General features: G+C 48.6%; 16 protein-coding genes. 6 read left to right on the top strand and 10 right to left on the bottom strand.

What is annotated here, in order from left to right:
• Nucleotides 1-237: 237 nt before the first annotated feature.
• The 4 genes from fni to mvk are packed head-to-tail and all read right to left on the bottom strand — an operon-like array spanning nucleotide 238 to nucleotide 4,472.
• Nucleotides 238-1,311 (bottom strand): type 2 isopentenyl-diphosphate Delta-isomerase, encoded by a 1,074-nt coding sequence (gene fni / locus Q0339_RS04405; protein ID WP_298077595.1) that lies wholly within the window; start codon nucleotides 1,309-1,311, stop codon nucleotides 238-240.
• The gene (locus Q0339_RS04410; RefSeq protein WP_298077597.1) at nucleotides 1,311-2,456 is read right to left on the bottom strand and encodes a phosphomevalonate kinase; all 1,146 of its coding nucleotides are present in this window, start codon (nucleotides 2,454-2,456) and stop codon (nucleotides 1,311-1,313) included. Before Q0339_RS04410 ends, fni begins: the two co-directional genes overlap by 1 nt.
• Before the next feature lie 14 nt (nucleotides 2,457-2,470).
• Nucleotides 2,471-3,472: a diphosphomevalonate decarboxylase gene (mvaD, locus tag Q0339_RS04415; protein ID WP_298077599.1), complete on the bottom strand. Its 1,002-nt coding sequence runs from the start codon at nucleotides 3,470-3,472 to the stop codon at nucleotides 2,471-2,473.
• A 16-nt stretch (nucleotides 3,473-3,488) separates the two neighbouring features.
• Nucleotides 3,489-4,472 carry a mevalonate kinase gene (gene mvk / locus Q0339_RS04420; protein ID WP_298077601.1) on the bottom strand — a complete coding sequence of 328 codons (984 nt, stop codon included), beginning with the start codon at nucleotides 4,470-4,472 and terminating at the stop codon, nucleotides 3,489-3,491.
• Nucleotides 4,473-4,635: 163 nt separating this feature from the next.
• On the opposite strand from mvk, the gene coaA reads away from it, so the two are divergent.
• Entirely contained in the window at nucleotides 4,636-5,571 is a 936-nt protein-coding gene (coaA, locus tag Q0339_RS04425; protein WP_298077602.1) for a type I pantothenate kinase, read from the top strand.
• Between the two features lie 66 nt (nucleotides 5,572-5,637).
• Here the strand turns inward: coaA and Q0339_RS04430 are convergent, their stop codons facing one another.
• Nucleotides 5,638-6,510, bottom strand: coding sequence for a DegV family protein (locus Q0339_RS04430; RefSeq protein WP_298077604.1), 873 nt, complete (start codon nucleotides 6,508-6,510; stop codon nucleotides 5,638-5,640).
• Nucleotides 6,511-6,614: 104 nt separating this feature from the next.
• Between Q0339_RS04430 and Q0339_RS04435 the strand changes: the two genes are divergently transcribed.
• Complete coding sequence (locus Q0339_RS04435; RefSeq protein WP_298077605.1) at nucleotides 6,615-7,268, top strand: YigZ family protein; 654 nt, start codon at nucleotides 6,615-6,617, stop codon at nucleotides 7,266-7,268.
• 47 nt (nucleotides 7,269-7,315) lie between these two features.
• Here Q0339_RS04435 and Q0339_RS04440 read toward each other — a convergent pair whose 3' ends face one another.
• Both Q0339_RS04440 and Q0339_RS04445 read right to left on the bottom strand, forming a co-directional pair.
• Nucleotides 7,316-8,521: a GTPase gene (locus tag Q0339_RS04440; RefSeq protein WP_298077607.1), complete on the bottom strand. Its 1,206-nt coding sequence runs from the start codon at nucleotides 8,519-8,521 to the stop codon at nucleotides 7,316-7,318.
• Nucleotides 8,522-8,542: 21 nt separating this feature from the next.
• The gene (locus tag Q0339_RS04445) at nucleotides 8,543-9,229 is read right to left on the bottom strand and encodes a zinc metallopeptidase (protein ID WP_298077608.1); all 687 of its coding nucleotides are present in this window, start codon (nucleotides 9,227-9,229) and stop codon (nucleotides 8,543-8,545) included.
• Between the two features lie 221 nt (nucleotides 9,230-9,450).
• On the opposite strand from Q0339_RS04445, the gene Q0339_RS04450 reads away from it, so the two are divergent.
• From Q0339_RS04450 to Q0339_RS04465, 4 genes are read left to right on the top strand one after another with little or no spacing between them, the layout of a single operon-like run.
• A complete protein-coding gene (locus tag Q0339_RS04450) occupies nucleotides 9,451-10,347 on the top strand; it encodes an ABC transporter ATP-binding protein (protein WP_298077609.1) in 897 nt (298 codons plus the stop codon).
• Between the two features lies 1 nt (nucleotide 10,348).
• Nucleotides 10,349-11,080, top strand: coding sequence for an ABC transporter permease (locus Q0339_RS04455; RefSeq protein WP_298077610.1), 732 nt, complete (start codon nucleotides 10,349-10,351; stop codon nucleotides 11,078-11,080).
• Between the two features lie 23 nt (nucleotides 11,081-11,103).
• Entirely contained in the window at nucleotides 11,104-12,210 is a 1,107-nt protein-coding gene (locus Q0339_RS04460; RefSeq protein WP_298077611.1) for a sensor histidine kinase, read from the top strand.
• Between the two features lie 8 nt (nucleotides 12,211-12,218).
• Nucleotides 12,219-12,818 carry a response regulator transcription factor gene (locus tag Q0339_RS04465; protein ID WP_298077612.1) on the top strand — a complete coding sequence of 200 codons (600 nt, stop codon included), beginning with the start codon at nucleotides 12,219-12,221 and terminating at the stop codon, nucleotides 12,816-12,818.
• 57 nt (nucleotides 12,819-12,875) lie between these two features.
• Here Q0339_RS04465 and Q0339_RS04470 read toward each other — a convergent pair whose 3' ends face one another.
• The 3 genes from Q0339_RS04470 to Q0339_RS04480 form a co-directional block, all read right to left on the bottom strand.
• Nucleotides 12,876-13,595 carry a YebC/PmpR family DNA-binding transcriptional regulator gene (locus Q0339_RS04470; RefSeq protein ID WP_298077613.1) on the bottom strand — a complete coding sequence of 240 codons (720 nt, stop codon included), beginning with the start codon at nucleotides 13,593-13,595 and terminating at the stop codon, nucleotides 12,876-12,878.
• 112 nt (nucleotides 13,596-13,707) lie between these two features.
• A complete protein-coding gene (locus Q0339_RS04475) occupies nucleotides 13,708-14,721 on the bottom strand; it encodes a glycosyltransferase family 2 protein (protein WP_298077614.1) in 1,014 nt (337 codons plus the stop codon).
• A gap of 44 nt (nucleotides 14,722-14,765) precedes the next feature.
• Nucleotides 14,766-16,943 carry a Tex family protein gene (locus Q0339_RS04480; RefSeq protein ID WP_298077615.1) on the bottom strand — a complete coding sequence of 726 codons (2,178 nt, stop codon included), beginning with the start codon at nucleotides 16,941-16,943 and terminating at the stop codon, nucleotides 14,766-14,768.
• Nucleotide 16,944 lies beyond the last annotated feature (1 nt).

Below are 16,944 nucleotides of genomic sequence, written 5' to 3' on the forward strand. Positions count from 1 at the left end.
GATAATCCTCCTTATAAAATATAATAGTTTCTTACCCCTCTATTATATTGTATCCCCTTACAAAATGAATTATAAATTCTTGCTGAATCATTTAGATTTCTTGCGATATTTGTCTTTTAATTACGTTCCTTATGTCGGTAAAGCTTGTTGTCTAGCAATCCCCATAATTTCTTAAATTTCCCTGTCTATACAGGCCTCGGGCACAAAAAAGAGGCTGATTAATCAGCCTCTTGAATATTAATGATGTCTACGTGCTAAGTCTTGGAAAGGCAAGCCCCGGTCTTGGGCCCAGTTACGCAAGTCTCCTGTCAGAATCAGGTCAGTGGCCTGAAGTTCTTGCCAGTCACGCGCACCTAGAAGCAAATAGAGTTGGCGCAATTGCTCCTGCCAAGCTCTGACCCCTTCAATGGTCGCTTCAAGACCCTTATTTTCCAGATAGTGTAGGAAGTAACCGGCTAGGCCTACAGCTCTAGCTCCCATGGCAAGGGATTTGATAATATCAACGGGTTGATGAATACCGCCACTAGCCAAAATCTCCAACTCGACAGGTGCTACTCGTGCTTCCAAGAGCGACTCTGCCGTCGTCTGGCCATATTGATAGAGGGCTTGGAATTGAGGTGTCTCGTGTCGTTGGTCTTCAATCTGGATGAAATTAGTTCCACCCCGACCGCTGACATCCACCGTCTTCACGCCGACTTCAGCCAAGCATCTTAAGGTTTGTTGACTCATACCGAATCCTACTTCCTTAATGATAACCGGGCAATCCAGGCCATTCACTAAGCGCTCAATTTGCTTTAACCATTGGCTGAAGTCGCGGTCCCCCTCAGGCATGACCACTTCTTGGGGCCGGTTGAGGTGGATTTGCAAGGCATTGGCACCCATGGCCTCCAAGACTCGCTGAGCCGACTCTAGGCTGTGATGGGCCCCCAGATTAGCTAGGATAAACCCATCTGGATTGACCTGGCGCATAACTTGATAGCTAGTCGCCACTGTCGGATCCTTGACCATGGCACTAGCCGAACCAGCCGCTAGTGCTAGCCCCGTCTCCCGCGCCACGATAGCCAGTTGCTCATTGTATTGGCCGGTTAACTTGGAACCACCCGTCATGGCATTGATGTAAAAAGGAAAGGCGTGTACGTGCCCTGCCCATTGAGTAGTCAGGTCAATCTCATCTTGAGACAGGAGCGCCAAGGGATGGTGGACAAAGCGTAGTTGATCGAAGCAACTAGCAGTTTGAACCCCAGCCTGTTGGGCCAAGGCTAAGTGAAGATGATCGGCCTTACGATGAGCCACTAAGTTTTCTTCTTGCATTAATTTCCTGCCTCCTCAGAGGGCCTTTGAGGCGCCCCTATCTCTAGTTCGACTAAGGTGATGCCGGCTGCCTGCCAAGCTGCCGCCAACTCTTTCTTGAGTCCTTGGCCTTGTCCGACCGCAATCCCGCAGTCTCCCCCTCCAGCCCCCGAGGATTTGGCCTCGAATTGATAGGCTTGAGCAATCGTCACCAGCTCTCGTAAGGCTGGTGTCTCAATAGAGAGGGTATTGTTTTTTTCAATTTGTAGTAGTAAATGTCGATAGTCAGCCAGACGCGATTGAATGACTAAGTTGTCGCCAGTCTCAAAAGCTGCCTTGATGGCCTGGACTGTCTCCTTGGCCGAGCTGAGAAAGGTCTGATAGGCGGCACCAGACCGGTCCTGCCACTGGTCAATTAAGTTGTCGGTAGAAGCTGGCACGCCAGTCCAGCCTACTAAGACCTCTAAATCCGCTGGCGCATACATAGGCTGGATGACCAGACTAGGCCAGTCTTGACTCAGTAGGGATAAGATAGAATAGTTTGCTAGGGCTTCTTGTAGCCAAACCCGGTCTGGGGCCACATAGTAGAGCCAGCCGCCATAGGCATTGACCGCTAAATCAGCCAGACTCCCCTTAGAACCTAGGCGCATCATAGCCATAGCAGCCAATTTATAGTGCATGAGTGGCGACTTAGCTACCAAGCCATAGAAAGCTAACAAAGCTTGAATAACTGACACCGTCACTGCCCCACTAGAGCCAAAGCCATATTTACGACCATTGTCTGCTAGTAGCTGACTGTCGATACTTAGGCAATAGTCTTGTAAAGGGCGCCCCACTTCCTCTACTAAGTCTTCCACTACTTGCATAGCGGCTAGAACATAGCGCCACTGAGCCGAATCAACCTCATAGAGATTTGCCCGTTCATAGTGCCAGTCTTCTAAGCCTGGCAGATTAGACTGGAGCAGACCTCGTCCTGGCCAGGGGCTGATGCCCACTTGGCAATGCAAATACTGGCTAACTGCGAAGAGCAGGGCCGGTTGGTCTGGGGCCAAGACAGCATACTCGCCTGCCAGAAAGAGTTTGCCGGGTGCCCAGCCCTGATTAGTCCCAAAATTCAATTCAGGCGCCAGATTAAAAAGCTCTAAAAGCTGGTCCATTGCTTCCATGGGTTGCCTCCTTCTTAGTCATTAATAGGGTAAGGTGCGGGACCAGGATAGGCCACCGCCAATTGCTTGGAGTCAAATTCGGTCATAAAACGATTGCGAATAGCCTCTGCTTGACTTGCTGGACAGAGAACCTTGACATTAGGGCCCGCGTCCATGGTGAAATAGGCGGTGAATCCTTCTTGCCGTAGTTGTCGTACCAAGTCCATGGCCTTAAGCGAATCCGCCTCCCAATAGCTAAAGCTTGGATTGGCCGCAATCATGGTCGCATGCATCTTCATAGCATTGTGTTCAGCTATTTGGCCTACACGGTCTAAGTCATGGGCTAGAATGGCAGGTTGAATAGCAGCCAAATCCTTGGCCACTTCATCAGGCCACAAGGCATAAAAAGGCGATGTCTCCATGGTCAGGGCCATGCCTTGGCGGCTAGAGATCTTCTTGGTTCCTTTGTTGACCATAACAACTAGCATAGCCAAATCCCAGTCAGCTGCCTCAAAAGGCTCAGCATAAGAAGAGTTGCTGTCCTCTCCCTGACCCGCATGCCAAATAACGAAGCCACCAAAGAGACTACGGCTAGCAGAACCTGAACCTTGACGGGCTAAAATGGATAGTTGACGTTGAGATAAGTCCAAACCTAAGGCGGCATTGGTCGCACAGGCCAAGGCTGCGTAGGCAGAGGCCGATGAAGCCAAGCCAGCTGCCGTCGGCACATGATTGGTGCTGGTCACCAGGGCCCGGCAATCGGTCTGGGCAAGCGCCCGAAAACGGTCTAGGAAGGCTGAGACTTTGACTACTTGGCTAGCCTCTTGCTCCTGGCCATCGAGAATAAAACGGTCATGGGCTAGCTGGGCATCAAAAGTCACTTGAGTATCGGTGTAGAAAGCATCTAAGGTCAGTGACAGCGAACTTGTCACCGGCAGGAAGAGGGCTTGGTCACGTTTGCCCCAATACTTAATCAGGGCGATATTGGTATGAGCGCGATAGGTAGCGCTCCCTTTTGGTGGATTTGGCTGAATCATAGGGCTCCTCCTCCTTTTAAATGGCCATGGTCCAAGTACGGCCAGCACCTGCCTGACGCATGGCCTGGCTGATGGCCTCGGCCTGCTGGGCCTGGCTGGCTAGGGCAATGACACAGCCGCCCAAGCCCCCACCCGTTAACTTAGCACCTAAAGCGCCAGCTAACCAGGCGGATTTGACAATATGATCTAGCTCAGGGGTCGAAACCTTGAGCTGGTTGAGATAATAGTGGTTGTAAGTCATTAGACGACCCAAGGCCACCAAATCTCCTTGGCGGATTGCCTGTTGGGCTTGAATGGTGCATTCCCCAATGGCTGCCATGGTCTTCATGACCTGGTCAGGTCGGTCTTGCGCTAGCTGAGCTACTTGAGCGACAGCAAGCTTGGTTTGGCCTGCCTGGCCGCTATCGGCAATCACCAGATAGCCTCCTAAATTCATTTGGAAGGCTTGTGGCGTTAGGCCCTTGCGATAGAGGGCCGGCTGTGTGGTCGAGGTCATCAAGGTATCCAGTCCACTTGGCGCACCATGAGCCAAGACTTCAGCCTTGTTGACCATGTAGTGCAGCACTTCCTGAGTCAGACTGACCCCATAGTAATCGGCCAAAGCCCGAACCAAGGCAACCGCCACAGCGGCTGACGACCCCATGCCTCTTTCCTGAGGTATGTCGCTATCAATACGGATATGGATGGCCGAGGCCCAATTTTTAGGCGAACAGTGCTCCTGAGCCAAACTGATAGCAGCCTGAACATTTTGTAGTTCTTGTGGTGCATCTGCCAAAGGCCCCTTGTAGTAGCGGCAGGACAAATAGTCTGCCTGGTGTTGGGTGGGTGTTACCCGGACACGGATGGCCACAGCTGGTACTGGCAGGGCAATAGCAGGGTAATCGTAGACAACGGCATGCTCCCCCATAAGGATGACTTTACCGTGGGCGGTCCCCATACCTACTGGGCTCTCCGCTACTTGGCTTTTTATATTTAATTCTTTATGTTGATTTTCTAGCATCTTTTTAGGCACAAAAAGGTCCCCTTTACGAGTCAATTCGTCATGTTCTATTGTAGCGCATCCCAGGAAAAAGTGGGATTTTTAGGGAAAGTTTTAAGCAATCTTAAACTTTCTTAGATTCTGTGGTAAAATAAGCCTAAGCATCCCCGTCAGGAGGTATCTCATGTCATTGGAAATGTTCACGCGCTACGCGCCCCAAGAGTGGCAAAAGCTCCACCAAGAGGGCCAACCCATACCCCAGGTCCATGAATTGGCTCGACTAGTCTCACTTAATGACCGCCTGTCTCAGGCAGACGTGGCCACCATCTATGCCCCTATGATTCATTATTTGGATATGATGATGACCTATCAACAAGCCTATCAGTCCGCCAAATATCAATTTCTGCAGGGCCAAAACCATCCCTCGCTCCAATCCCACCAGCCTTTTGTCATTGGGATTTCAGGGAGTGTGGCGGTCGGCAAGAGTACGACGGCCCGGGTCTTGCATGAGCTACTGAGCCGGACCTATCAAGAGCGTAAAGTCGCCCTGATGACAACTGACGGCTTTCTCTATCCTAACGCTGAATTAATTCGGCGTGGCATCCTAGGCCGCAAGGGTTTCCCAGATTCCTATGATATGCCTCGCCTCCTAGACTTCATGCAGCGTATCAAGACGTGTAAAGGGCCAGTTAGCTACCCTGTTTATTCCCACCAGGTCTATGATGTCTTAGTTGGGCAAGACGCCGTCATGGAAGATCCCGACATTCTGATTGTGGAAGGGATTAATGTCTTGCAACTGCCACAGAACCAGAAACTCTATGTCAGTGATTTCTTCGATGTCTCCATCTATATCGACGCTAATCCTGTCCATATTCAACGTTGGTACATGGAACGTTTCGAGCTCTTGCTGGACTTGGCCAAACAAGATCCTCATAACTACTACTTCGAGCTGTCCCAAAAACCACGCGAACAAGCCCGGCAGTATGCTAACGAGGCTTGGCAGACCATCAACCTAGTTAACTTAATTCAAAATATCGCCCCTACACGTGAGCGTGCAGATCTGATTTTACATAAGGCCTCCAACCATTTGGTAGATAGCATTTATGTCCGGAATTACTAGAACTTCAACTAAACAAAAAAGTCGCCATAAGCTAAACTTTGGCGACTTTTTATTTAAGTAATAGATTTAGAAATCTGCCGGCAACTTAGGCACAATCCCTAAGCCCTTGGTGCCATCACCCGTATGGGTACCGATTACGGGACCAATATTGGTATAGCTAAGGGGCATACCAGGATAGGCTTCCTTCATCATCTCATCTAATACCTTCAAATCTTCTGGTGCACCCGCTTGGCCAATGCCGACATGCACGCCCTGAGGGTAGCGTGTTTTCCATTCTGCCACTAGCTCCACCATGCGACGGTAAACCTTCTTGGTCGTGCGGATTTTCTCAGAAACGGCAATCTTACCTTCTTCAAAATGAAGCAGGGGACGAATCTGTAAGATATTACCCAAGATGGCACTGGAAGCCGACAGGCGGCCACCCTTAACCAAGTTATTGAGATCTCCTACCATGAGATAGACATCCGAATGACGAGCCGACCATTCTAGGCGACGCCCCACTTCCTCTGCTGACAAACCTTGGTCAATCCAGCCTAAGGTTTCCTTGACTAAGATTTCCATGACCATGCAGGATGAGCCAGAGTCTACCGCATAAGCGTGCAATTTATCCTCATACTCGCTCAAGAGCATACGGGCAGTTTGATAGGTTCCGCTGATTTCACTGGAGAGGTGAATAGCATAAACCGTATCATAGCCGGTAGCCACTAATTGGTCCAAGAGGGCCAAGTAATCCCCTGGTTGGGGTTGAGAAGTTGTCGGCAATTGGCTTTCAGACTTGAGGCGGGTGTAAAATTCATTTAATAATTGCGGGTCCGATGTATCCTTCATGACTGAGCCATTACTGAAATTAACCGACAAGGCAACTTGATAGACGTCTGGATGTTGGGCTAAGGCCTCTGATAAGTAGGCAGTAGAGTCAACAATCACAGCTGCTTTCATCAACATTCCTCCTTAATTCAAAAATACGCTCCAGAGGGATTATATCAAATATCGCGCCAAATGTCTTGCTATGTGGTAGAATAATGTGGAAAGGAGGCGCCCCAATGAACTATCTGACCATTGATCAAGCCAGTGTCCACGAAATCGAAATAAAGAAGTCCCGCTTCCTCTGCTACCTCAATCCGCTCCAGGATCCAGCCGATTTCCCACCAATCCTTGCTGCCTTGCGCAAGGAACATTACAAGGCTGCGCATCATTGTAGCGCCTATATTATCGGCCCTGATTCCCTGACCCAGAAAATGAGTGATGATGGTGAACCTGCAGGTACGGCCGGCGTTCCTATGCTAGAGGTTCTCAAGCAACGTCAGTTAACTAACCTAGCCGCCGTGGTAGTCCGCTATTTTGGCGGGATTAAGCTAGGGGCTGGGGGCCTCATTCGTGCCTATTCCAGTGCAGTCAGTGAAGCCTTGAATCAGGCTACTATTGTCGCTAACGTCAACCAGTTGCTCATTGCTTTAGAGCTGGGCTATAACCAAGTCGATTCCTTCCAGTATTTTCTGGACCATAGTGACTTGGATGTCACGGTTATGGACACCGAGTATGCCGGCCAAGTCACCTATACTTTGGCTATCTATCAAGACCAAGCTGCGACCCTAGAAGCCCAACTACGCGACCGTTTCAATGGCCAAATAGGCTGGCTAGAACTAGGCGAGGAAACCCTCAATGTCCCCGTCAAACAAGTAGCCGACAAAGATTAAGACATATGCAAAAGACCCGAGACAAGTGTCTCGGGTCTTTGTGTCCTCTAAAACTTTTCGAAGAAGCTCTGCAACCAGTTAACTAAGGTGCCCTGCTTGAGGTTATCAGGCAAGACCTGGTTGACAACCGCCACATGCTGTTCAAAAGACCGGTTCATAATTTTCTGGATTTCTCTCAGGCGCATATCGCGTCCTTGGCGTTCTGCCGTGGCAATTTGCTTGAGGACCTCGATATAACTGTAAGCCAGACTCAAAGTCAAACCAGAGGCAATGGCTCCCGTCACCGCGCCACCCGTTACTGTCCCCAAACCAGGCAGGATCTTGAAGACAGATGATACCACGAGTTTACCTATCAAAGTCGTGCCACCGGTCCCACCTAAGCCCATGACTAGGCTAATTAACTGGGATTTCTCTAGCGACACCCCGAAGATGGCCGATAGATGGGCCAACATGGTAATCTGCATGGGAACTAGGAGCGTTGCGTCCGCTACTGGAATTGGCATAAAGCCTACCCCAAAGGCAGTCGTCACATAGGTTTGCGCCCAACGTCTAGCCTCTTTGACCTTTCTTGCCAAATCGACCTGTTGGGCGTTGATAAAAGCCCGGTGAACTGACTCCGGCACTAAACTTAGACTCAATTCCAAGAGCTCATTCAATCCATGAGGCGGAATCAGAGCCTGTTTAGGTAGGCTATAAGCCTTGGCCAGAATGGGCACAATTCCCTTAACTGGCAGGGCCATTGCCTGTAAGTGATTAAGAAATTCCTGGTTACCTGGATCCAATTGTTGGGTCAAGACCAGAATAACCGGCACATACTGGGCCAAGGTCTTGATGATTTCTATTTCCATGGCTTCAATTCTAGCCATGGTCGAATTCAAGCAGTAGTAGACCACGTGAATTTTATCGCGCGGGTCGCCTTGACGCTTCTCAATCAGGAGATCCGACAAACTAGCTAAGACCTCCCGCTGGGATTCAGCTGTCAACTCCAGCCCCTTGGTATCATAGAGGGTCAGAGGCACGCCTTCCTTAGTAATGCGCACGAGTTGTTGAGTAATGGGTAGCCCGGCCCCTGTGCTTGCCAAATTTTCCCGGAAAAGGGCATTAATGAGCGTGGATTTACCACTCCCAGTTTTACCTGCTACTAGGACATTGAGGGGCTGCATCTTGTCAACTTCAGTCTGGGTTTTATTGAGTAACTCATCCACCAGCTGGGTGTTGACCCGACGCTTGAAAAGTTGATTTAGTTGGCGCATAGGCCACCTCCTGGACTGACATTAGTCGTTGTTGCGACTAGATAGAATAATCAAACGGAGCAATTGTAAGGCCGTAGCACTGGCTGCCGCCACATAGGTTAAGGCTGCTGCATTAAGCACCTTGCGGGCAGCTGGCATTTCTTCTGGGGCCAAAAGTTGGTTTTGTTCCAAAATTTTAAGTGCCCGCGCACTCGCATCGAATTCCACTGGCAGGGTCACCACTTGGAAGACTAGGACCAGGGAGAAGAGAATAATCCCGAATTGGACCAAGCCCATCAATTGGAAGATAAAGCCGGCAATAATAACTGGCATGGCCGCTGCTGAACCAATTTGGGTCACAGGCACTAAGGCATTACGCAAACGGAGCGGGAAGTAGTTCTCAGCGTCTTGAACTGCGTGGCCACATTCGTGGGCAGCAACCGCAACCGCTGCAACCGAAGTCTCCATATCGGTCGCATCAGACAGACGCAAGACCTTGTGGCGGGAGTCATAGTGGTCAGTCAAATCACCTGAAACATGTTCGACTTGAACATTGTTAATTAGAGTTTGTTGCAGAATAGCTTGCGCCACTTGGCGACCAGTCGTGCCCTTGCTAGTTTCCCATTCACTGTATTTACTGAAGGTGGATTTTACTTTCCATTGGGCATAACCAGCAAAAGCCATCCCGATAATGATTAAGAAGTAAGTTGGGTCAAATAAATATCTCATGGATATCCCTCCATTATTTTCAAGTTATACCTTATTATATCAAGTTTAAGGACCCTTGGCATCTTTTAGGCTAAGCCCTTTGGGAAAACTTAAGAAATCTTGCCTTTAAGCCTTATCCCTCAAGTCATGACAAATGTCACATCATGTCATGACAGGAGCTACTACTAGCCTCCGATTGCTTGGCCTATAATAAAACTATCAACAGCAAGGAGGGAACTATTATGAGTCTCATTAATGTAAAAGGTGTCGGCAAGACCATCAAAGGTCGCCCCATCTTACAAGATATCAACTTCTCAATTGAGGCCGGTGAATGCATCGCCCTCATTGGTCCTAACGGGGCCGGCAAGACCACTTTGATTGAACTCTTACTTCATGACAAAATCCTCAGCCAAGGGACCATCACTATTAAGGGTATGGCCGTAGGAAACCGCAAACTCAAAAGCACTATCGGCCTCCTTCCTCAGACTAACGAGCTCCCTAAGAACCTCAAGGTAAAAGAATTAATCAGCTTCTTCCAATCCATCTATGACTACCCCTTGACCCAGGAAGAAATTCAAGACATTTTGTGTTTCAGTCCTAGTCAATACAATCAGATGACCCAATCCTTATCCGGCGGTCAGCGTCGTCTTCTGGGCTTTGCTTTGACCTTGATTGGCCGTCCTTCCGTTCTCATACTAGACGAACCGACAGCTGCCATGGATACTTCGACCCGCCAACAGTTCTGGGAAATTATCCGTCGAATCAAAGAAACCGGGACTACCATTCTCTACTCTTCTCACTACATTGAAGAAGTCGAACATACAGCCGAACGGATTCTGGTTCTCCACCAAGGCAAGCTTATTCGTGACACGACCCCTCACCGTATGCGGTCAGAAGAATTAACCCAATTCTTTACCGTCCCAGTCCGCTTCCAAGAAGTCTTGTCCAAACGCCAAGACATTATGGACCTAACCGAAAGTAGTGATAGTCTGACCTTCCATACTAAGAATGGTGCTGAAGTATGGGCTGCCCTTAGCCAAGCGGGTTGTGACTTCAGTGAATTAGAAGTCGCGCGCCGCACCTTACTCAATAGTATTTTCGAAACCACCCGAGACGACCAAGAAAGCGAGGTAAAATAAAATGAAAAACTTACGCGCCCTCATCAAGGTAGAGACCTACTTTACATTACGCAATTGGCAAAGTTTAGTCATGGCCATCGGCATGCCCTTAGCTTTCTACCTTCTCTTCTCTGGTATCTATCAAGCGGAGATGCCTTATAGCTACAGAGTCTTCATGATGATTTCCATGACGGCTTCTTCTCTTCTAAGCTTCAACGTTTTCGCCCTACCCTATAATTTAACTGCAGACAAGCACACCAATTGGCGGCGTTTTCTTCACCATTCACCGGTGTCTGTGGTACAATATTACTTAGTAAAAGCCTTACGCTTTGCCTTTCTCTATTCCCTCGCCATCGGCGTGGTCTTCAGCTTTGGTGGCTTAGTTCGTCAAATTACCCTGCCGGTTGGTGACTATTTCATGGTCATTCTTATTCTCTTGGTCGGGATGATTCCCTTCTCCTTTATTGGGGCTCTCATTTCCTACTTACCAAGTGAAGAAACCATCTCCATGGTTGGGAACATCGCCTTTATGGCCATGTCACTCTTAGGTGGCCTCTGGATGCCTTTAATGTTTTTCCCTCAATGGATGCAAAACCTAGCCAAATGGATTCCTAGCTACCACTTAATGCAAATCATCCAAAACTGGTATAGTAACCGCGTCTGGGCATGGGATTCCATTCTAGCACTGATTGCCTATGGAATCTGCTTCTTAATCCTGATTGCCTTGGTGCACCGTAAAATTGAAGTAAAATAAGTACTTTAGAAGGAGGGACCAACGTGTTCCAACGTCTGAAAATTGCTATGAAACAGACTCACATCATGTTCTATATCAGTCTGGTCTTCATTCTATTCCCCGTTATTGAATCCATCAATCAGTCCCCCATCAATTGGGGGATTTTGGGCTTGACCTTTATCTTTTTAGTTTCCTATCTCTCCCTCTTATGGAGCCAAGACCAACGAATTGTCACCCTTAGTTGGATTTATGCGGCAGGCTATATCTGTTACTGTGCCCTTTCCCTCAATCCTAACTTTATTTGGTTCCTCTTTTATTTGGGCAATGTCATGGCCTATTGTTTTCCTCGTTCTTCCCTCTGGTCTTGGCGTTGGTTAAGTATTTATGGTATCGCCCTAGGCATCTATGTCTATCACACTTGGCGGGGCTTGGATTCCATTGAGTTATTCTATCTGGGCCTGCTAATTGGCTTCATCATCCTCTTTTCCATCGGGCAACGCTTCGGTCGATTGCGAGAGCTCATGCAGGAAAGAGAAGAAGCTAAAAATAAGCAAATCAACTTACTTTTAGCTGAAAATGAACGTCATCGAATCCGGCGTGACCTCCATGATAACCTAGGCCATCTCTTCGCCACCTTAGCTGTTAAGAGTGAATTAGCCACTAGCCTGATGGCACGTCAAAAATATGAGGCTGCCCAAGAACATGTTAAGGATATTCACAACCTGACTCAGGAAGCTATGCATCAGGTACGGGCTATCATCAACGACTTAGACCACCACGACTTGGCTAACGAACTCATCCGGCTGCAAGAAATGTTAGAAATATCTGGTATCCAGGTGGTCATTGACAATCAGCTAGCCAGCCTATCCTTGACACAGGACCAATCCTCCACCCTAGCTTTGTGCTTGCTAGAAGCCTGCAACAACATCATCAAGCACGCCCAAGCCAAGCATGTCCTAATCCGCCTCTGGCAGAACGATAATTTCCTTTACGCCTTTGTAGAAGACGACGGACAAGGTTTTGGCCCCGTGCAGGAAGGTGAACTCCACACCATCTTGGACCGCCTGCAAATTCAAGGTGGACAGCTAAACATCCTCAGTCGTCGCCAACCTACCCAAGTCCAACTTAAAATGCCCTACGAGAAAGGATAGGTGATTCCATGCGCCTCTTAATTGCAGAAGATCAAGCCATGCTTCGAGATGCCCTCTGTCAACTCCTAGAGCTGGAAGACCAAGTAGAAATCGTTCGCCCAGCCAAAAATGGCCAGGAGGCCATGGAAATTTTAGATAGCCAGACCGTCGATATCGCCCTCTTAGACATTGAAATGCCCTATGCCAGTGGTTTAGACGTGCTAGAGTGGGCTAAGACCCATCACCCTGAGGTCAAGATCCTCATCTTCACCACCTTCAAACGTCCCGGCTACTTCGAACGCGCTCTCAAAGCCGATGTCGATGCCTTCGTCCTCAAGGAACGCCCTGTCCACGCCCTCATGGCAACACTCGAAAATATCTTGGCAGGCAAGAAAGAATATGCGCCTGAGCTCGTTGATAGCCTCTTCACTCATCACAATCCCTTAACTCCACAAGAGCGCCAGCTCATGGCAGGCGTTAGAGAGGGCCTCTCCAACAAGGAATTAGCCCAGGAGCTCCACCTATCAGAAGGCACTGTTCGTAACTACATGTCTACCATTCTGCAAAAACTAAGCGCTAAAAACCGGGCGGATGCCATCCGTATCTGCCAAGAAAATGGTTGGTATTAAAATTTCGCAAAGAAAAAAAGACTGAGAAGTGGATGCTTCTCAGTCTTTTACTTTATCTTAGTCTTCTAAGTCCACGTTGTGGTATACACGTTGAACGTCGTCATTGTCTTCTAAGACTTCAATCAAACGCTCAAATTTAGCTAGGTCGTCCCCTGTTAAGGTCACTTCGTTTTGTGGCAAGAGGTCTAATTCTGCCACTTCAAACTCGCTAATCCCCATGGCTTCCAAAGCTGATTGGATGGCGTGGAAGTCATTTGGTTCCCCGTAAACGACAACAGAATCTCCTTCTTGTGTCACTTCGCGAACGTCGACATCGGCTTCTAACAAGCCCATCATGATTTCGTCAGCATCTTGGCCGGCAATAACGAAGACAGCTGTCGCGTCGAAGAGGTAGCTAACAGACCCGCTGACACCCATGTTCCCGCCGTTCTTACCATAGGCCGCCCGCACATCACTGGCAGTCCGGTTAACGTTGTTAGTCAAAGCATCCACGATAATCATGGAACCGTTTGGCCCAAAACCTTCGTAGCGGAGCTCTTGGAAGCTTTCATCGCCGCCACCTTTGGCTTTTTCGATAGCGCGGTCAATGACATGCTTAGGCACATTGTAGGTCTTAGCACGGTCAATGACAAATTTCAATTTTTGGTTACTATGGGGATCTGGATCGCCTTGTTTAGCAGCTACGTAAATTTCAATCCCGAATTTTGCGTAGACCTTACTGTTATTGGCATCCAACTTGGCTTTTTTTTCTTTGATGTTGGCCCATTTACGTCCCATTATTTCACATCACTTTCTCTTAAGATATTACTATTATAAGGCTAAGCCCCCGCCATGGCAAGGTCTGACACTCATTTACCTTACCCGCAGACCAGGCTATAATCAGAGGCTCCTAATAGCCCCCAACCTTACGAATGACTTTATAGACTTGGTTCGAAACCCAACGTCCCACCCGGGTATTAGCAGTCGTTAAACGCCCGAAAAAAGCATAACGCAAGACTTTGAAAGCCTCAGGATTACGTTCTTTTAGGAAATTCCAGAGATCTTGGCGCTTGGCCAAAGCTTCTGGCGTCCCAATACGATTGAGCAAGGCACTTGAAATGCTAGTGACAATCTCCAAGTGCTTAAGTAAATACTGGCGAATGCTAGGATGTAGCGGCTGGCTGAAGTCAACCGCTTCAATCAAGAGTCGGTTGACCTTAAGTTGCTGGTCAATCCGCCCCATCATGACCCGCTCATTGACCGACTGGTCATCGCGGCCAATCAGGTAACGATAGAAATCGACATCCAGATAATAGAGACGCCGAACATGCTGAATCGGTTGATAGACAAAGACATTATCTACATAGAAGGTATGTTCTGGCAAGTTAAGACCACAATCTCTCAGGAGTTGGGTCCGATAAATCAACGAGTGCATCATGAGATACTCGCCTACTGAGAAAGGCTTGACCTCGTCCCAGCCAAAGAACTGATTAATGGGCAGATTACGCTCGTAGCGGACCGTTCGCTTAGCGCCCTCCTCTCCCTGTTCATAAACATAATTAGTCAGGAGGACATCCACTTGGGTCTTCTCTGCTTCAAAGCGCTCCAAGGTCGCCATGACCGTAGTCAAAGCCGACTCATCCACCCAGTCATCAGAGTCTACCACCTTAAAATATTGGCCCGTCGCATGGGCTAGACCAGTATTGACTGCCCCACCATGACCTTTGTTAGCCTGATGAATGGCCTTAACTTGGTCTGGATAGCGGCGTTGATAGTCTTGAGCAATGGTCAAGGTTTCATCCTTAGAGCCATCATCAATGACCAAAATTTCAATCTGGTCGCCTGCCTGCAAGAGGGACTCAATAGCCCGCCCCATATAATCTGCGGAATTATATGAGGGGATTGCCACAGTTAGTAATTTCATTAAGTATTCTACCTTTCTAGTCGAAACATTGAAGTCAATGGCGCCTAGCCTTGGGCAGGCTTCTTGAAGAGGCGTTTGAGGCCAATACGGCCTTTTTTCTTATCTAAGACAGTGACTTCAACTTCCAAGATATCCCCCACAGCTACCGCTTCTGAAGGATGCTTGATGAATTTCTTGGATAGTTTGGAAATATGAATCAGGCCATCTTGCTTGACCCCGATATCTACAAAGGCACCGAAATCGACCACGTTGCGGACCACACCTTGTAGTTGCATCCCCACTTCCAGATCGTCTAAGGACATAACATCTTCCCGCAAAATCGGCGCAGGACCGGCATCCCGAATATCATGCAGGGGATGCTTGAGACCTTCAATAATATCTACAATGGTTGCCTGACCTACTTCTAGCTCCTGAGCTAGTTGGGCTGGTTTAAGGGCACTTAAGGCCTCCACAGCATGATCAGAGCCAATGGAGTCTAAGGCTAAACCAGCACGGTCCAGAATCATACGCGCTACCGCGTAACTCTCTGGGTGAATACCGGTCTGATCAAGTGGATTCTTCCCTCCGACAATCCGGAGGAAGCCAATAGCTTGCTCATAGGTTTTAGGACCTAGGCGTTTGACATCCTTAATTTGACGGCGGTCTTCAAAGCGACCTAACTCATCACGAAGGCTAATCAAGTTTTTAGCGGTCGTCGCGGTCAAACCCGACACGTGTTGCAAGAGGGAAACACTGGCTGTATTCACATCCACACCTACTCGGTTAACAGTGGTATTGACCACAAAGTCTAGTTCCTCGGTCAATTGCTTTTGAGCCACGTCGTGCTGATACTGACCCACACCAATGGACTTAGGATCAATCTTAATCAATTCAGCCAAAGGGTCTTGCAGACGGCGAGCAATGGAAACCGCGCTCCGCTCTTCTACCTGATAATCCGGAAATTCTTGACGGGCTAGTTCACTAGCTGAATAGACAGAAGCCCCCGCCTCGTTAACAATCATATATTTAACTGGTTGGTCCAAGGTCTTGATGACTTGAGCTACGAACTGCTCAGATTCCCGACTGGCGGTCCCATTCCCAATAGCAATGACTTCGACCCCGTGTGCTTTAATCAAGTCTGCCAATTGGCCGCTGGCCGCTTGACGTTGGCGTTCACCTGCTGGTTTATGAGGGTAAATAACACCTTTATCTAAGACCTTACCGGTTTGGTTAACGACCGCTAGCTTACAGCCTGTACGGTAGGCAGGGTCCAAGCCCAGCACTGTCCGTCCCTTAAGAGGTGGCGTCAGGAGCAAATGTTTGAGGTTGTCACCAAAGACTTGGATGGCTTGCTTATCTGCCCGCTCAGTCGCTTCATTACGAAGTTCCCGTTCAATGGCTGGAAAGATGAAACGTTTGTATGCATCTCGAATAGCCGCCTGCCCTAAGACACGCTTAGCTTCTGGGAGATTTTCAGCTAGGACATGCCGCTCCAAATAATTGAAGATTGGCGCTTCATCCACCTCAATAGATACGCTGATAACCTCTTCCTTCTCAGCTCGGTTGAGAGCTAAGGTCCGGTGCGCTGGTAGGTCGCTAAGTTTATTTTCGAAGTCATAATACATCGCATAGACTTGGTTAGGGTCCGCCTCTTCCTTCTTGAGCTTGGTCTTGAGGATGGCATTATAACGCATGTATTTGCGGATAAATTCGCGGTAGGCAGCATTGTCTGACACCCATTGGGCCAGAATTTCATGGGCACCGGCTAGAGCAGCTGCCACATCAGTAACTTCTTCGTTAAGATAGCCAGCAGCAGTCTCTTCGACGTCCCCTGCCTGCTCATTCAACAACCATTGAGCCAAAGGTTCCAGGCCTTGTTCAATAGCCACCATGGCCTTAGTACGACGCTTCTGCTTATAAGGTCGATAGAGATCTTCCACTTGTTGCAAGGTGCTAGCCGCTTCGATTTGCCCAGCTAATTCTGGAGTCAGTTTTTCTTGCTCATCAATCAGACGCTTAACTTCTTCCTTACGCTCGGCCAATTGCGTGACATAACGATAGCGGGTCTCAATCTCGTGGATTTGGACTTCATCTAGGGCGCCTGTTTTTTCCTTACGATAGCGCGCAATAAAAGGAATGGTGTTGCCTTCGGCCAAGAGCTCTAAGACGACACTGACCTTATCAACCGGCAACTTAAGTTCCTTTGCTACCTCTTGTACTTCATGTGTTAATGTTACTGTCATG

It is taken from the genome of uncultured Abiotrophia sp. (assembly GCF_938010525.1).
Lineage (GTDB): Bacteria > Bacillota > Bacilli > Lactobacillales > Aerococcaceae > Abiotrophia.